General features: G+C 62.4%; 13 protein-coding genes. 6 read left to right on the top strand and 7 right to left on the bottom strand.

Going from position 1 to position 15925, the window contains the following annotated elements; all coding sequences use genetic code 11:
* Positions 1–111: 111 nt before the first annotated feature.
* The 3 genes from AC3IX4_RS26040 to cbiE are packed head-to-tail and all read right to left on the bottom strand — an operon-like array spanning position 112 to position 3135.
* A complete protein-coding gene (locus tag AC3IX4_RS26040) occupies positions 112–837 on the bottom strand; it encodes a cobalt-precorrin-6A reductase (RefSeq protein ID WP_489258173.1) in 726 nt (241 codons plus the stop codon).
* A complete protein-coding gene (locus AC3IX4_RS26035) occupies positions 834–1931 on the bottom strand; it encodes a cobalt-precorrin-5B (C(1))-methyltransferase (RefSeq protein WP_489258172.1) in 1098 nt (365 codons plus the stop codon). Before AC3IX4_RS26035 ends, AC3IX4_RS26040 begins: the two co-directional genes overlap by 4 nt.
* Positions 1924–3135 carry a precorrin-6y C5,15-methyltransferase (decarboxylating) subunit CbiE gene (gene cbiE, locus AC3IX4_RS26030; RefSeq protein WP_489258171.1) on the bottom strand — a complete coding sequence of 404 codons (1212 nt, stop codon included), beginning with the start codon at positions 3133–3135 and terminating at the stop codon, positions 1924–1926. The genes AC3IX4_RS26035 and cbiE overlap by 8 nt, the downstream gene beginning before the upstream one ends.
* Positions 3136–3252: 117 nt before the next feature.
* Between cbiE and cobG the strand changes: the two genes are divergently transcribed.
* From cobG to AC3IX4_RS26000, 6 genes are all read left to right on the top strand, one after another.
* Positions 3253–4590 carry a precorrin-3B synthase gene (cobG, locus tag AC3IX4_RS26025; RefSeq protein WP_489258170.1) on the top strand — a complete coding sequence of 446 codons (1338 nt, stop codon included), beginning with the start codon at positions 3253–3255 and terminating at the stop codon, positions 4588–4590.
* Complete coding sequence (locus AC3IX4_RS26020; RefSeq protein ID WP_489258169.1) at positions 4583–5209, top strand: precorrin-8X methylmutase; 627 nt, start codon at positions 4583–4585, stop codon at positions 5207–5209. The genes cobG and AC3IX4_RS26020 overlap by 8 nt, the downstream gene beginning before the upstream one ends.
* Positions 5209–5940, top strand: a complete 732-nt coding sequence (locus tag AC3IX4_RS26015) for a precorrin-2 C(20)-methyltransferase (RefSeq protein WP_489261373.1) — start codon at positions 5209–5211, stop codon at positions 5938–5940. Before AC3IX4_RS26020 ends, AC3IX4_RS26015 begins: the two co-directional genes overlap by 1 nt.
* Positions 5940–7640 carry a precorrin-3B C(17)-methyltransferase gene (gene cobJ / locus AC3IX4_RS26010; RefSeq protein ID WP_489258168.1) on the top strand — a complete coding sequence of 567 codons (1701 nt, stop codon included), beginning with the start codon at positions 5940–5942 and terminating at the stop codon, positions 7638–7640. The genes AC3IX4_RS26015 and cobJ overlap by 1 nt, the downstream gene beginning before the upstream one ends.
* Before the next feature lie 123 nt (positions 7641–7763).
* Complete coding sequence (locus AC3IX4_RS26005) at positions 7764–8534, top strand: hypothetical protein (protein WP_489258167.1); 771 nt, start codon at positions 7764–7766, stop codon at positions 8532–8534.
* A 66-nt stretch (positions 8535–8600) separates the two neighbouring features.
* The gene (locus AC3IX4_RS26000) at positions 8601–9269 is read left to right on the top strand and encodes a hypothetical protein (protein ID WP_489258166.1); all 669 of its coding nucleotides are present in this window, start codon (positions 8601–8603) and stop codon (positions 9267–9269) included.
* Here the strand turns inward: AC3IX4_RS26000 and AC3IX4_RS25995 are convergent.
* The 4 genes from AC3IX4_RS25995 to purH all read right to left on the bottom strand — a co-directional run bounded on the left by AC3IX4_RS25995 (position 9248) and on the right by purH (position 15876).
* Positions 9248–9850, bottom strand: coding sequence for a MarC family protein (locus AC3IX4_RS25995; protein WP_489258165.1), 603 nt, complete (start codon positions 9848–9850; stop codon positions 9248–9250). The genes AC3IX4_RS26000 and AC3IX4_RS25995 overlap by 22 nt on opposite strands.
* Positions 9851–9916: 66 nt before the next feature.
* On the bottom strand, positions 9917–12691 hold the full coding sequence (locus tag AC3IX4_RS25990) for a hybrid sensor histidine kinase/response regulator (protein WP_489258164.1): 2775 nt from the start codon (positions 12689–12691) through the stop codon (positions 9917–9919).
* A 141-nt stretch (positions 12692–12832) separates the two neighbouring features.
* Positions 12833–14125 carry a phosphoribosylamine--glycine ligase gene (gene purD, locus AC3IX4_RS25985; protein WP_489258163.1) on the bottom strand — a complete coding sequence of 431 codons (1293 nt, stop codon included), beginning with the start codon at positions 14123–14125 and terminating at the stop codon, positions 12833–12835.
* Between the two features lie 143 nt (positions 14126–14268).
* Entirely contained in the window at positions 14269–15876 is a 1608-nt protein-coding gene (gene purH / locus AC3IX4_RS25980; RefSeq protein ID WP_489258162.1) for a bifunctional phosphoribosylaminoimidazolecarboxamide formyltransferase/IMP cyclohydrolase, read from the bottom strand.
* Positions 15877–15925: the final 49 nt, after the last annotated feature.

The following is a 15925-nucleotide window of genomic DNA, read 5'->3' as shown; positions in this document are numbered from 1 at the left end:
GGGCCTGAATTTACGACGGCTTCGCCGCCGATCGCAGCCTCGTACCTCGGCAGCGGCTACAAGAGCCGCGCGGCCCCAGAGTTGTGTAGATACCTATGATGACGCAGGTCTTCAATAACCGGCGTGGGCCAATGCCTTGAGTAAAGCATCTGGCGAGGAAAATGCGCACGTCACGGGCGGCAGTTCCGGGCGCTTGAGGATCAGCACCGGTACGCCTCGTTCGCGAGCCACCTCAAGCTTGGGCTCGGTCGCGCTGCTGCCGCTGTTCTTGCTGATCAGCACGTCGATCTGGCGGCGTTCGAACAGGGCGCGTTCATCAATCAGATGAAACGGCCCGCGGGCGCCGATCACTTCGCAGCGCTCATTGGCCGGGCACGCCTCCAGGGCACGCAAGGTCCAGAACTGCTGCGCGGGGATCTCGTCCAGATGCTGCAAAGGCTCGCGGCCGAGCGTGAACAACGGGCGCTTGAAGGGCTTGAGCGCCGCGATCAGTGCTTCCCAGTCGGCCACCTCGCGCCAGTCATCACCGGCCTGGGGCTGCCAGGCCGGACGGCGCAAGGCCCAACATTCAATATTTGCCCTAGCGGCTGCACGGGTAGCGTTCTGACTGATTTGCGCTGCGTAAGGGTGGGTCGCGTCAATCAACAGGCTGATGTTTTCGGCGTTGATAAACGCGGCCAGGCCTTCGGCGCCACCATAGCCGCCCACCCGGACCTGGCAGGCCAGATCGGTGGGGACCCGGCCGATCCCGGCCAGGCTGTAAATATGCCCGGGCCCCAGCGTGCGGGCGAGGGTCAAGGCTTCGCTAACGCCGCCCAGCAGCAGAATCCGCTTCATATGAACGCTCCGGCATGGCCAACGATGCCGCCCTGACGGTCGATGGCGAACACTTCAACCTGCACTTGGGCAGGGACGATGCTGCGGGCAAACTCCAGTGCATGGCGGCACACCTCATCCCCCAGCGCTACCCCCGCAGCGTGGGCCAATGCCAAGGCCTGCTGGCTGGTATTGGACTGGCGTATCGCCGCCGCCAACGCCTCGTCGGCGCCGATCGCTTGCGCCCAATTGGCCAATTGCGGCAGGTCGATGCTGGAGTGGCGGCTGTGCAAGTCCATGTGCCCGGCCGCCAGTTTGCTGATCTTGCCAAAACCACCGCACAGGCTCAGGCGGGCCACCGGGACCTTGCGCAGGTGCTTGAGCACCGCGCCGACAAAGTCGCCCATTTCGATCAGGGCGATCTCCGGCAAGTTGTACACCCGCCGCATGGTGTCTTCACTGGCGTTGCCGGTGCACGCGGCGATGTGCTCATAAGCATTGGTGCTGGCCACATCAATGCCCTGATGGATCGAGGCAATGTAGGCTGCGCAAGAAAACGGCCGGACAATCCCGCTGGTTCCCAGGATCGACAAGCCGCCGAGAATCCCCAGGCGCGGGTTCATGGTCTTCAAGGCCAAGTTGGCGCCATCCTGCACATTGACCGTCACTTCAAAGCCGCCTGGGTAGGCGCACTCATCGGCCAGGTGCTGCAAGTGATCGGTCATCATCTTGCGCGGGACCGGATTGATCGCAGGTTCACCGACGGCCAAGACCAGGCCAGGGCGGGTGACGGTGCCGACCCCGGTGCCCGCCTTAAAATGCACGCCGGGCGTGTCCAGCAAGCGAACCTGGCTGAACAGCAGGGCACCGTGGGTGACGTCTGGATCGTCGCCGGCATCTTTCAGGGTGCCTGCTTCGGCGCCGTCTTGCTGCGTGCGGCAGAACTCCAGGCGCATCTGCACTTGCTTGCCCTTGGGCAAGGTGATTGCCACCGCATCGCTGACCTGGCCGGTCAGCAGCAACCTGGCCGCCGCAAGGCTGGTGGCGGTGGCACAACTGCCGGTGGTCAGGCCGCTGCGCAGCGGTCGTGCTTGTTCGCCAGTTTCGTCACGCATCGAGGGGTTTGATCGCTTCAAGCAGGGTGATGGGCAGCGCCTGGCGCCAGGTGTCGAAGTCGCCCAGCGGTTGCGCCTGGGCGATATGGATACGGGTCAGCTCGCCGCCATGGCGTTCACGCCAATCGACCAGCGTCAGTTCGCTTTGCAAGGTGACCGCATTGGCGACCAGCCTGCCACCGGGACGCAGTTGCTCCCAGCAAGTTTGCAGCACGCCTTCACGAGTGACGCCGCCGCCGATGAAAATCGCATCTGGCCGCTCCAGCCCTGCCAATGCTTGCGGCGCGCGGCCTCGAACCAGCTGCAGGCCGGGTACGCCCAAGGCATCGCGGTTGTACTCGATCAAGCACTGGCGGCCTTCATCGGCCTCGATGGCCAGCGCCCGGCAGCTGGGATGGGCACGCATCCACTCGATGCTGATCGAGCCGCTGCCGGCGCCCACGTCCCACAGCAGCTCGGCCGGTTGGGGAGCCAGGCGGGCGAGGGTGATGGCGCGCACATCGCGCTTGGTGATCTGGCCGTCATGACGAAACGCCGAATCTGGCAAGCCAGCCAAAGGCGAGAGCCGAGGTGCATCGGCGCTGGCCTGGCATTCGATGGCGACCAGGTTCAGGGCGGCGAATGGCCCTGCCTGCCAGTCGTTGGCCTGGCCGTCGATACGCCGCTCGGCCTCACCGCCCAAGTGTTCCAGCACCGTCATGCGGCTGGGGCCGAAGCCGCGTTCGCGCAGTAATTGGGCAATGGCAGCGGGGCTGTTGCCGTCGTTGCTCAGCACCAGCAGGCGCACGCCGCTGTAGAGGTGCGCGCAGAGGGCCGCCAAGGGCCGGGCCACCACCGAGACGACTTCCACTTCTTGCAGTGGCCAGCCCAGCCGCGCTGCCGCCAGCGAACAGGACGACGGGGCGGATAAAACGCAGAGCTCTTGGGCGGGCAGTTGCCGCGCCAGGCTTGCACCGACGCCGTAGAACATGGGATCGCCGCTGGCCAATACGCACACCGGCTGCCCCCGCAGCGCCAGAACCGGGCTCAGCGAGAAAGGGCTCGGCCACTGTTGGCGGCTGGCAACCAGGCAATGCGGCAACAGATCCAGCTGGCGCTGGCTGCCAAACACTTGCGTGGCGCCCAGCAATGCCCGTCGAGCACGCTTGCCCAGCCCGGTAAAGCCGTCTTCACCGATTCCCACTACTGTCAGCCAGGGCGACATCCCGCATCCTCATTCCACGCCAATCCGACCGGCAGGCTTTTCATGCCTTCGGACAAAGCAGGCATAATACCGCGCCTTCTACACTCAAGCGTCTTTTGACGATTATCGGATGACCTTTTGAACGAGCCTGTTTCGGCCCACCCTGCCCAAGAATCGCTTCGCCCCTCGGCGTGTCCGGGGTTGTTGCGCATTGTCCAGGCACTGGATGGCGGGATTTGCCGGGTCAAGCTGGCCGGTGGCAGCCTGACGGCCGAGCAAGCGCGGGTCGTCGCCCAGGCCGCCGAGCAGCATGCCGGCGGCGTGATCGAGCTCACCAACCGGGCCAACTTGCAGATTCGCGGTGTCGGTGCCCGGCACGCCGAACTGATCGCGCTGCTGCTGGCGGCGGGGCTGGGCCCCAGCCATGCCGGTGGCGACGATGTGCGTAACCTGATGCTCAGCCCCAGTGCCGGCATCGATCCGCACAGGCTGCTGGATACTCGCCCGCTGGCCGCGCAGATTCTGCACTCGCTGGAACGCACCGAACGCTTCCATCAGTTGTCGGCCAAGTTCGCGCTGCAACTGGACGGTGGTGAAGGCCTGGCCATGCTCGAACACCCGCATGACCTGTGGTTGTCGGCGATGCGCCTGGACGGAGCCCTCTGGCTGGCTTTTGGGCTGGCCGGTTGCCCTGGCCTGGACGCGCCGTTGGGCGCGGTGCCGCTGGAGCAGGGCCACAGGCTGGTGCTCGCCGTGCTGGAGCGCTTTCTCGATCTGGCGTTGCCTTCGCAGGCGCGCATGCGTCAGCTGTTGAGCAGTATCGCCATTGACGCATTCATCGACGGCCTGGGACTGGACATTCGCCAGGATACCCCTGTGTTGCAGCGGAGTCGGCTGGCGAGCTCCTTCGCTCATCTGGGCACTTATCCACAGGACACTGTCGACCATGTAGCCGTGGTGGCCGCTCCTGAACTGGGCCGCCTCCAGCCTCGGCAAATGCGCGGCATTGCCGAACTTTCCCAGCGTTTTGGCGACGGCACGTTGCGACTGACCCCCTGGCAGAGCCTGCTGCTGCCCAACGTACTGGCGCAGCACGCAGCGGCGCTGATAGCCGAACTGCAGGCCCTCGATCTTCTGGTCGAGCCCCGGGCACCCATGGCGCAATTGCTGGCTTGCACCGGCTCCGCTGGCTGCGCCAAGGGCCTGGCCGACACCAAGGCCGACGCCCACCAGTTGTCCACGCTCTTGCAGGGACATGGCGGTATTGCCAGCGTCCACCTGAGCGGTTGCCGACGCTCCTGCGCATCGGCCCACACGGCCCCGGCCACCCTGCTGGCGGTAGCGCCGGGCCGATACGACTTATACCTGCGCGACGCGGGGCATCCGGGTTTCGGTGCCTTGCGGGCGAGCAACCTCACCTTGAAAGAAGCCGGCGCGACACTCGACGCCTGCTCACGGAGCAACCTTGATGATTGATTACATCCGCGATGGTCAGGAGATCTATCGCAACTCCTTCGCGATCATTCGCGAAGAAGCCCGGCTCGACCGCATCCCGGCCGACCTGGAAAAACTCGCCGTGCGGGTGATTCATGCTTGCGGCATGGTCGATGTGGTCGATGAACTGCGCTTTTCACCGGGTGCCGGCAAGGCCGGGCGTGATGCCCTGGCCAGCGGTGCGCCCATCCTCTGCGACGCACGGATGGTGGCCGAAGGCATTACCCGCGCTCGCCTGCCGGCCAATAACGAGGTGATCTGTACCCTCAAGGACGACAGCGTGCCGGATCTGGCGCGTGAGTTGGGCAATACGCGCTCGGCGGTCGCCCTGGAGCTGTGGCGCCCTCATCTGGCGGGTAGCGTGGTGGTGATCGGCAACGCCCCGACGGCGCTGTTCTACCTGCTGGACATGATTGATGCTGGCGCGCCCAAGCCCGCGCTGATTCTTGGCTTCCCGGTGGGCTTTGTCGGTGCGGCTGAATCCAAGGCCATGTTGGCGGCCGACAGCCGCGGTGTGCCGTTCGTGATTGTCGAAGGTCGTCGTGGCGGCAGTGCCATGGCCGCTGCCGCGGTCAACGCCCTGGCCACGGAGGTCGAATGATGCAGCCTCGCGGACGTTTGCTTGGCCTGGGCGTGGGCCCTGGCGACCCGGAACTGATCACGGTCAAGGCGCTGCGCTTGCTACGCGAGTCGCCGGTGGTGGCCTACTTTGTCGCCAAGGGCAAGAAGGGCAACGCCTTCGGCATCATCGAAGCGCACCTGCAAGCCGAGCAGCAGTTAATGCCGCTGGTGTATCCGGTGACCACCGAAGCGCTGCCGGCCCCGCTGTCCTATGAACAGGTGATCAGCGATTTCTATGACACCGCCAGCCTTGAAGTGGCGGCGCACCTGGATGCCGGGCGCGATGTGGCGGTAATCTGCGAAGGCGACCCGTTCTTCTACGGCTCCTACATGTACCTGCACGATCGGTTGGCTGAGCGTTATGACGCCGAAGTCGTTCCGGGCGTTTGCTCGATGCTCGGCGGGGCGTCGGTGCTGGGCGCTCCCCTGGTGTACCGCAACCAAAGCCTGTCGGTGCTCTCGGGTGTGCTGCCCGCTGAAGAGCTCAAGCGTCGCTTGGCCGATGCCGATGCGGCCGTGATCATGAAGCTTGGGCGCAACTTCCCCAAGGTGCGTGAGGTGCTGTCCGAGCTGGGCCTGGCGGAGCGCGCGCTGTATGTGGAACGGGCGACCATGGCCAACCAGAAGATTGTCGCGCTGGAAGCGGTCGACCCGATGTCGTCGCCGTACTTCTCGCTGATCATCGTGCCAGGCGAACGGTGGCAAGGTTGATGACTCGACAGACACCGGCCATCGTCATTCTTGGCAATGGCAGCCTGAGCACGGCGCGCAAGATTCAGCAGTTGTATCCCGACGCGCTGATCTACGGCCTGGCCGAGCGTGTTGAAGGCGCTGATCGTACCTACCTGGAGTTCGGTACGACCCTGCGTCAGCTCTATCAGCAGGACACCCCGATCATCGCCCTGTGCGCGGCCGGTATCGTGATTCGGACCTTGGCCGGCGTGTTGCTGGAGAAGGGCGCCGAGCCACCCGTGCTGGCCGTTGCTGAAGACGGCAGCGCCGTCGTGCCGTTGCTGGGCGGCCTGGGTGGCGTCAACCTGATGGCCCGAGAGATTGGCGCTGGTTTGGGTGTATCCGCCGCGATCACCACCAGCGGCGAACTGCGTTTTGGCACCTGCCTGCTCAGCCCGCCCCGCGGTTACGCGCTGGGCGACCTGGAGCTGGGCAAGCGCTTCGTATCGGACCTGCTCGGTGGCGCCAGCGTGCGTATCGAAGGTGATGCGCCCTGGTTGGACAAGGCGCAGTTGCCGCAAGACCCGCACGCTGCGTTGACCATTCGGGTGGGCTGCACCGAATCACCTCACTGCGCTGATGAGCTGTTGATTTATCCGCGCTGCGTAGCCGTCGCGGTCAAAGGCCAGTTGCCAGACCTTGCGGGCGCAGTACGCGAAGCCTTGCAGGCCGCTCGCATTGCGCTGCCGTCGCTGGCTTGCCTGCTGGCTGCTGATACTGACATGGCCAACCTACAGCTGCGTGCGGCCGCTGATGAGTTGGGCGTTGCCCTGCGGTTTGTGCCGCCGGCGGCGAGCGCCAGTCAGATGGCTGAACAAGCGGTTCCACAACTGTTGCCTGCCATTGCAGCCGGCAACGAGCTGGCCATTGCCGTTTGCCGCGAGCCTCTGCAGCCTGAGCAAATCGGCCGTGCCCGAGGGCGTCTGGCGGTCATCGGCCTGGGGCCGGGTTCCGATGAGTTGATGGCCCCTGCGGTCAAGGCCGAACTTGCGCGAGCGACCGACGTGCTGGGCTATGAAACCTATGTGCGTATGGCCGGGCCGTTCCGAGACGACCAAGTGCAGCACTGCACCGACAACCGTGAAGAAATGCAACGTGCCCGCCACGCTTTCGAGCTGGCGGCGCAAGGGCGCTCGGTGATTGTGGTGTCCTCGGGTGACCCAGGTGTATTCGCCATGGCGGCGGCAGTGCTCGAGGCGCTGCATGAATCCAGCGACCCGGCCTGGCATCAGGTCGATCTGCAGATCCTTCCCGGCATTTCGGCCTCGCTGGCAACCGCCGCCCAAGCCGGTGCGCCGCTGGGGCATGACTTCTGCGTGCTGTCCCTTTCGGACAACCTCAAACCCTGGGACGTCATCGAGAAGCGCCTGGACCTTGCCGCCCAAGCCGACTTGGCCATGGCGTTCTACAACCCGATTTCCCGCTCGCGGCCTTGGCAGTTGGGCAGGGCACTGGAAATCGTCACCCGCCATCGCGCGGCCGATACACCGGTGGTGCTCGGCCGTGACATTGCCCGCCCTGGGCAGAGCCTTCGCGTGACCACGCTGGGCGAGCTAACGCCCGATCAGGTCGACATGCGCACCATGGTGTTGATCGGCTCGTCGCTCACCTGCGTATTTCCACGGCCTGATGGTACGCAATGGGTGTATACGCCGCGTTGGTATGGCGAGCGCCCATAGGGTTGAAAGTGCCCCGGGGAATAAACTCCCCGGGGTGCTTGTCATGGACAAAGTGGGAGAATTTAATTAGTTTTTTTCAGCGCGAAACAATGACGCTTCGCGATCACTGAAAAGGACTTGCTCATGGACGACTTCAATAACTGGCGCGCCCCTCGTATGGCGGGTTCAATCGCGCAAGATGATTATTTAAGTAATCATTTGCGCGGCGACGATGCGCCTGCGATCACGGCAAACGGAACAGCCAGTGTGGTGGGCAATAGTGTCCTCTCATTCGTCGAGGGGATGTCGGAACAAAGCAAGGAAGACGTCAGGAACTCGTTCCTGTTTGCCAGCCTGGTTGCCAACAGGGCGCACCACCCTGAAGCGGAAGGCGAGCGCTGGTACAAGAAGTTCATCGAAGCGATGCAAAACTTTGGCTGGATCATTGGCACGCGCAAATATGAGCGTATGACCCAGAACGGCCCTTCCTTCACCATGGACCGTGTGGTGATCGAGTTGCTCGCCGGCGTAGCCAAGTCCTCTGCCAGTTCTCGTGCGGAGGTCTTAAGCGCGTTGGCCGATCAAAGCCTGGCCGCGTTGCAGCGGCACGAAGGCCCGCTCACGCTATTTGAAAGTAATTCTCGCGGGTTCAAGGGCGGTACCTTTTCAGTCGGCGCCTGCAGTGAGTCAGCAGACCACGATGTGGTCATGGCGCTGGGCACCGTGAACTTCACCACCTCCAGCAAAAACACGCGCGTACTGTTCTGGAACTATCAACATAGCAGTGTTGATATGTACAGCGGCAGTGCCGTGTTGCACTTTCATAAGCAGTTATATGCAACCTACCTTCGTGAAACCATTGCTCGAAAGTTGGGTGAGCATGCCATTGCCATGGTTGACAGTTATCAAATTTGAATCGTGAGCCCGCCCAGTGCAGTCCAAGGGACTGCACGCCTATCTAATACGTTTATCGGGAACGCCATGATCGATGAGAAAAATAATTTCTACATGAGTGGGGGGAGTTTGTTTTTACTGCCAGATACCCTTGGGCTTCGTGAGCGACAGGACACTGTTTACTCCAGTTGGTTTTCACAGTTGGTGGCCACCAAGAAATACACAGCGGTCTCTGAGTCTATTGAGTGGTCGGGTCTTTTTCGTTCGGCGATGACTTCAGTGGGCTGGGGTTTTACTGACACGCAATCGCGCGCTGTGCCCTTTGCGGTGGGTGAAAAACGGTCTGTCGCTGACCTTCTGAGGGACGACTGGGTCAAAGAGCAGGCATGGCTGGTGCCAGATATGCTTGCCCAAGCGTTGGCGCGAATGGCCAATAGAGTGGGTAAGGAGCCTTTGCGTGGTGTACTGGCCACGTCGCCGCCCTATGGTCTGACATTGCGGGTGGTCATTGCTTGCCCGGGGTACCGGCTAGGCTGCTTCAACCTGACATTACAGACACGCCAAGCCATTGGTACGAATTGGAGTCACCGATACTTCAGCGTTGACCAATTGATCGACGGGGCACGCCTTGAGGTGATGCAGGCCCAGCTCAGCCCATCGGTGTACGCATCCGTCAGGGAATCTATCGAAAACCGGCTCAGGGCCAAGGAGGATGAACTCATTGCCCTCGGCCGCTACGAGCCTGGCAGCAAGTAACCCTTGATACCGGTAAATATGATTTGCGCTGCCAGTGCGCAGACAAACAACCCCATCAAGCGGCTGACGATCTCCAAGCCCTGATCGCCCAGGATCCGCTCGATTCGATTGGACAGATACAACACCAGCCCCACGGTGATACTTGCCAACGCGATACCGACAATGGCGATCAGCTTGTCATCCCAGTGAGGCTGGCTCACCCCCATGACCAACAGCGCGCCGATGGTGCCGGGGCCCACCGTAAGAGGAATGGTCAGCGGCACGATGGTCACATCCTGTTGGACATTATCGGTCTGAACGGCCGACTTCCCTTGCGCCATGCCCAGGGCCGAGATGAACAGCACGCTCCCCGCCCCGATGCGAAAAGCGTCCGCCGTGATGCCAAAGATGCCGAAAATAGCCCTTCCAAACAGATACAGCAGCACGCTGGCGATCAATACGCCCAGTGCAACGCGCCATGCCAGGCGTTTGCGCTCCTTCACCGAATAGCCACGAGACAGCCCGATAAAGCACGACAGCACGAAGAACGGGCTGTAGAGCACAAGCATTTTTAAATAAACGCTGAACAGCGCATGGAGCATGGTTTTGGCTCGCGGCAGAAAAGTCGGGTGGGAGTGTATCAGGCGCTGGCAGGGCGACGAAAAAGCTCAGGAGGTGTGGGCGCGCTGGCTGCCACGTTCACGCTGGGCGACCCAGTGGTTGATCAGGTCGCGCAATTGCGACAGTTCCACAGGCTTGGCCATGTGCCCGTCCATGCCGGCCTGGCGTGCGCGTTCCTTGTGTTCGGCGAGGATATGCGCCGTCAGCGCCACCACGGGCGTGCGTCGACGCTGATTGCCCACTTCCCAGGCGCGCAATTGCTGGGTGGCGGAGAAACCGTCCAGAATCGGCATTTCGCAATCCATCAGCACCAGATCATAGTGCTGGCTCTTCATGGCCTTGAGCGCTTCCTCGCCATTGCTGGCGGTGTCTGGTTCCAGATTGAGTTTGCCGAGCATGCCGCGAATCACCTTGGTCGAAATACTGTTGTCCTCGGCGACCAGAATGCGAAAGTCAGCCGGCACGTTCATCGGTGCCTGCACGGCAACCATTGGCGCAGGGCCGCTCAGAATGCCGCGGGTGCGCTGGTTGAGTTCGTCGGCCAGGGTGGTCTTGAGGGTGTAGCCTGCGACCGGCTTGGCCAGGATCCGCTTGATGCCGGCATTGCGGGCAATGATCTTGCTCGGCGCATTGCTGATGCCCGTGAGCATGATCAGCAGGATATCGTGGTTAAGGCTCGGGTCTTCCTTGATCTTGGTCGCCAGCTGCATGCCGGTCATGCCAGGCATATTCTGATCCAGCAGCACCACATCGAAATAGTCGCGCAGGTGCGCCTTGGTGCGCAGCAGGGCCAGCGCCTCCTTGCCCGATGGCACGGCACTGACGTTCATGCCCCAGGCGCTGCACTGCTGCACCAGCACTTTGCGGCAAGTGTCGTTGTCATCCACCACCAGCACGCGGGTGTCCTTGAGCGGGCCGTCGAGGTCGGTGGCTGGCTGTTCCAGGCGGGCTGGGTCCAGCGGCAGGGTCAGCCACAAGGTACTGCCCTGGTTGTTGCTGGTCTTGATCCCGAACTCGCCCTGCATGAGCATGATCAACTGCTTGGCGATCACCAGCCCCAGGTGCCCGCCCAACGGGTTCCCGGAAAGAAAATTCTTGCTGTGCAGTTCGGCTTGCAGCAACGCGTCGCGCTCGGCGGCCGGCATTGGCTGGCCGCTGTCCTGTACCGCAATACGCAGGCGAGGCTCACTGGCGCGCTGGTCAAGGGCGACCACCAGCAGGATCTCGCCTTCGTCGGTTTTCTTCAGGGCGTTTTCCAAAAGGCTCAGCAGCGTTTGGCGCAGGCGCGTCGGGTCTCCGCTGATCACCCGTGGCACTTGCGGCTGGGTGAAGCTGATCAGTTCGACATTTTGCTGCTCGGCCTTGGCCCTGAAGATGTTCAGGCAATCTTCGATCAACGCGTTGAGGTCGAATTGCACATCATCGAGCTCGATCTGCCCCGACTCCAGGCGCGAGATGTCGAGAATCTCGTTGATCAGCGTCAGCAGGTCATTGCCGGCGCTGTGGATGGTTTGTACATAGTCCCGCTGCTTGACCGACAGGGGAGTGCCCAACAGTAACTCGGTCATGCCCAGCACGCCGTTCATGGGGGTGCGGATTTCGTGGCTGATCTTGGCCAGGAATTCGGCCTTGGCATTGACTTCTGCGTCGCTGGCCGCCAAGGCGCGGCTGGCGTTGAAACGTGCCTCGCGGATAGAGCGTTGGCGTTCGCTGACGGCGATATTGAGGATCAGGCCACTGACAGCGGTCAGGGCGAGCAGGATGAACAGCAGCCACTGCACTGGCGTGCGGGTCAATACCAGCAGTGCCGGGAGCACCACCAGGCAGCCCAGGTTGAACACCAGCATCGACAGGGCGAACAAGCGCGCAGGGCGATAGCCCTTGTGGGCATGGTAGGCAGATACCACCAGCATGCTCAAGCTGCAGAGCGCGACCAAGGCGTAGGTCATCAGGTTCAGGGGCAGGGTATCGATAAACAGCAATAGCATGCCGCAGAGGGCGACCAACAGCACTTCATTGAGCAGCACCCTGCTCAGCAGTGGGTGACCGCAAGGGGCGAAGAAGCGCGCGGTGAACATCAGGCTGCACAGTGAAGCGAGCAAAACGAGAAAGTACGCCGCCGGGGTTTGGGCCGGATGCCAGAGCGAGAGCCAGGGCCCGCTCAGGTTAAGCAGGATCAGGGAGCTGAGTAACATCAAGGCCTGATAGCCGGCCAGCCACAAGGTGGTGATCGAGCGACCATAGGCACAGCGGGCCAGGTTATGCAGCACCAGCATGGCCAGGCAGCCGAACAACAGGCCAAACAACAAGGGCTGGCGCTGGTCTGCGGCGGCGAGGGCGGCCGATTGCAGGCTGATGCTGGGGCGCAACTGGTGTTCGGAGACCAGGCGTAAATAGATATCCAGCGTGTACTGGCTTTCGGGCAGCGGCAACAGATGGTTGCTATTGGCCAACAGTTGTTGGCTTTGCGCGGCGTCGTTGCCACTGCGGATCTGCTTGACCAGCGTGCTGCCATCGAGCACGTACAGGTCCAGTTGGGCCAGGTCCGGGGCAAAGATGCTCAGTAGTTGCTCCGATTGGCCGGGCGCCAGTCGGTAGTGCAGCCACAACGCCTTGTCCGGTTCGGCGGCGTCGAGCTGATTGAGTTCGATGGGGCTGAATTGATTGCGGTAACGCTCGGAGCGTACATCGCTCAGTTGCAGGCTGCCCTGCTCATCAAGCAAAACCGACCAGCCACTGCTCGATTCGGCGAAGGCCGGAGTCAGGCAGAGCAGGGTCAGCAAGCTGACGATGAATACTGTGGCAGTCCTGAGCCAGCGCACGGCGAAATCCCTTCGTAGGTGAATGCCTGTTGATAACTATGCGCGGGGCGCCAAGCAGATGGCAAGGCCCCTGGTGGGGCCGCCTATCTGGCTAGCCATGGAGCCTCGCCAGGCAGTTTCTGCCGAGCGAGGCTCCGAGGCTTATTCCTGTTCGCCACGCTCACGGGCAATGGCGCGGTAGCCGATGTCCGTGCGGTAGAAACTACCTTCCCAATTGACCTGCTTGGCCAGTGCGTAAGCACCTTGCTGGGCGGCACTTACGGTCTCACCCAGCGCGGTTGCGCAGAGCACGCGGCCGCCAGTGGCCACTACCTTACCGTCCTTGAGGGCGGTACCGGCATGGAACACCTTGCCAGGTAGTGTAGCTGCGTCATCCAGACCGTGGATGGCGGCGCCTTTGCTGTAGTCGCCAGGGTAGCCGCCAGCGGCCAGTACCACGCCCAGGCTTGGGCGTGGATCCCATTGGGCTTCGACTTTATCCAGGGCCTTGGCCAATGCAGCTTCAACCAGCAGCACCAGGCTCGACTGCAGGCGCAGCATCACCGGCTGGGTTTCCGGGTCGCCGAAACGGCAGTTGAACTCGATCACTTTCGGGTTGCCGGCCTTGTCGATCATCAGCCCTGCGTACAGGAAGCCGGTGTAGATGTTGCCTTCAGCTTCCATGCCGCGCACGGTCGGCCAGATCACTTGCTCCATGACGCGGTCATGCACCTGGGCGGTCACGACCGGGGCAGGGGAGTAAGCACCCATGCCGCCAGTGTTCGGGCCGGTGTCACCGTCGCCAACGCGCTTGTGGTCTTGGCTGGTAGCCATCGGCAATACGTTCTTGCCGTCGACCATGACGATGAAGCTGGCTTCTTCGCCGTCCAGGAACTCTTCGATCACTACACGCGAGCCTGCATCACCGAAGGCATTGCCAGCCAGCATGTCGCGCACGGCGTCTTCGGCTTCAGCCAGGGTCATGGCAACGATCACGCCCTTGCCAGCCGCCAGGCCGTCGGCCTTGATGACGATCGGAGCACCTTTTTCACGCAGGTAAGCCAGGGCTGGCTCGATCTCGGTGAAGTTCTGGTAATCGGCGGTCGGGATCTTGTGGCGCGCCAGGAAATCCTTGGTGAAAGCCTTGGAGCCTTCCAGCTGCGCGGCGCCGGCGGTTGGGCCGAAGATATCCAGGTTGCGGCTGCGGAACAGATCGACCACACCGGCCACCAGTGGGACTTCCGGGCCGACGATGGTCAGTGCGACGTTTTTCTGGGCGAAGTCGGCCAGTTGCTCCAGGGCCAGCACGTCGATGTCGACGTTTTCGCACTTGGCTTCTGTCGCCGTACCGGCGTTGCCAGGGGCCACGAAGACCTTGGCTACACGTGGGTCTTGTGCAACTTTCCACGCCAGGGCGTGTTCACGGCCACCGCTGCCGATGATCAAAACATTCATGTCAAAAACCTCGATGAAGCGAATTCTTCAGGGTGAGGGCGCCAGTGAGGACGCCATCGCGGCCAAGGCCGCTCCCACAAGGTCAGTGCAATACCTGTAGGAGCGGCCCTGGCCGCGAACGAGTGCAAAGCACTCGCCGTGGATCAATGACGGAAGTGGCGCATGCCAGTGAAGACCATGGCAATACCGGCTTCATCGGCCGCAGCAATCACTTCATTGTCACGCATCGAGCCGCCCGGCTGGATCACAGCAGTGATGCCGACCTTGGCTGCGTTTTCGATGCCGTCGCGGAACGGGAAGAACGCATCCGATGCCATGACCGCGCCCTGCACTTGCAGGCCGGCGTGTTCAGCCTTGATCGCGGCGATACGCGCGGAGTTGACGCGGCTCATCTGGCCGGCGCCGACACCGATGGTCTGACGGTTCTTGGCGTAGACGATGGCGTTGGACTTGACGAACTTGGCCACTTTCCAGGCGAAGATCAGGTCGTTGATTTCCTGCTCGCTCGGGGCACGCTGGGTCACAACTTTCAAGTCACCTGCGGTGATCATGCCGATATCGCGGCTCTGCACCAGCAGGCCACCGTTGACACGCTTGTAGTCCCAGGCGGCGGCACGCTCAGCCGACCATTCGCCACAGGCCAGCAGGCGCACGTTGGCTTTGGTGGCGACGATGGCGCGGGCTTCGGCACTGATGCTTGGGGCAATGATGACTTCGACGAACTGACGCTCGACGATGGCCTTGGCGGTTTCGCCATCCAGTTCGCGGTTGAAGGCGATGATGCCGCCAAAGGCCGACTCGGTGTCAGTGGCATAGGCCAGTTCGTAAGCCTGGCGGATGCCGCCTTCGGCGTCTGGGCTAACAGCCACGCCGCACGGGTTGGCGTGCTTGACGATCACGCAGGCAGGCTTGACGAAGCTCTTGACGCATTCCAGTGCAGCGTCGGTGTCGGCCACGTTGTTGTACGACAGCTCTTTGCCCTGCAGCTGGGTGGCGGTGGCGATGCCGACTTCGGCAGGCTTGGCTTCAACATAGAACGCCGCGCTCTGGTGCGGGTTCTCGCCGTAGCGCATTTCCTGGGCCTTGACGAACTGGCTGTTGAAGGTGCGCGGGAATTCGCTGCGGCCTTCAGTGCTCAGGGTCTGGGCCGACTGGTCGACGCTGCCCATGTAGTTGGCGATCATGCCGTCGTAGGCGGCGGTGTGCTCGAACGCCTTGAGCATCAGGTCGAAGCGCTGGGCGTAGGTCAGGCCGCCGGCCTTGAGGTTTTCAAGGACATTGGTGTAGTCGCTGGCGTTAACCACGATGGCCACGTCTTTGTGGTTCTTGGCTGCCGAGCGAACCATGGTCGGGCCGCCGATGTCGATGTTCTCGATCGCGGTCGGCAGGTCGCAACCTGGCTTGGAGATGGTGGCTTCGAAAGGGTAGAGGTTGACCGCGACCAGATCGATCGGGTTGATCCCGTGCTCTTGCATGATGGCGTCGTCGATGCCGCGGCGGCCAAGGATGCCACCGTGGATTTTCGGGTGCAGGGTCTTGACCCGGCCATCCATCATTTCAGCAAAGCCTGTGTAGTCGGCGACTTCGACTGCGGCAACGCCGTTGTCCTTGAGCAGCTTGAAGGTGCCGCCGGTGGACAGGATCTCGACGCCCAGGGCTTCGAGCTCACGGGCGAATTCAAGGATCCCGGTCTTGTCGGAGACGCTGATCAAAGCGCGGCGGATCGGCAGGCGGGTAGTCTGGTCGGTCATTTCAATTTCCGTCTAAAGCAGGGGAGACAGCAAAAAAGGCGACCTCATG

Source organism: Pseudomonas sp. KH_021 (assembly GCF_057838865.1).
Note: the sequence above shows the minus strand (reverse complement) of the source record. Positions and strands in the feature narration are given on the sequence as shown.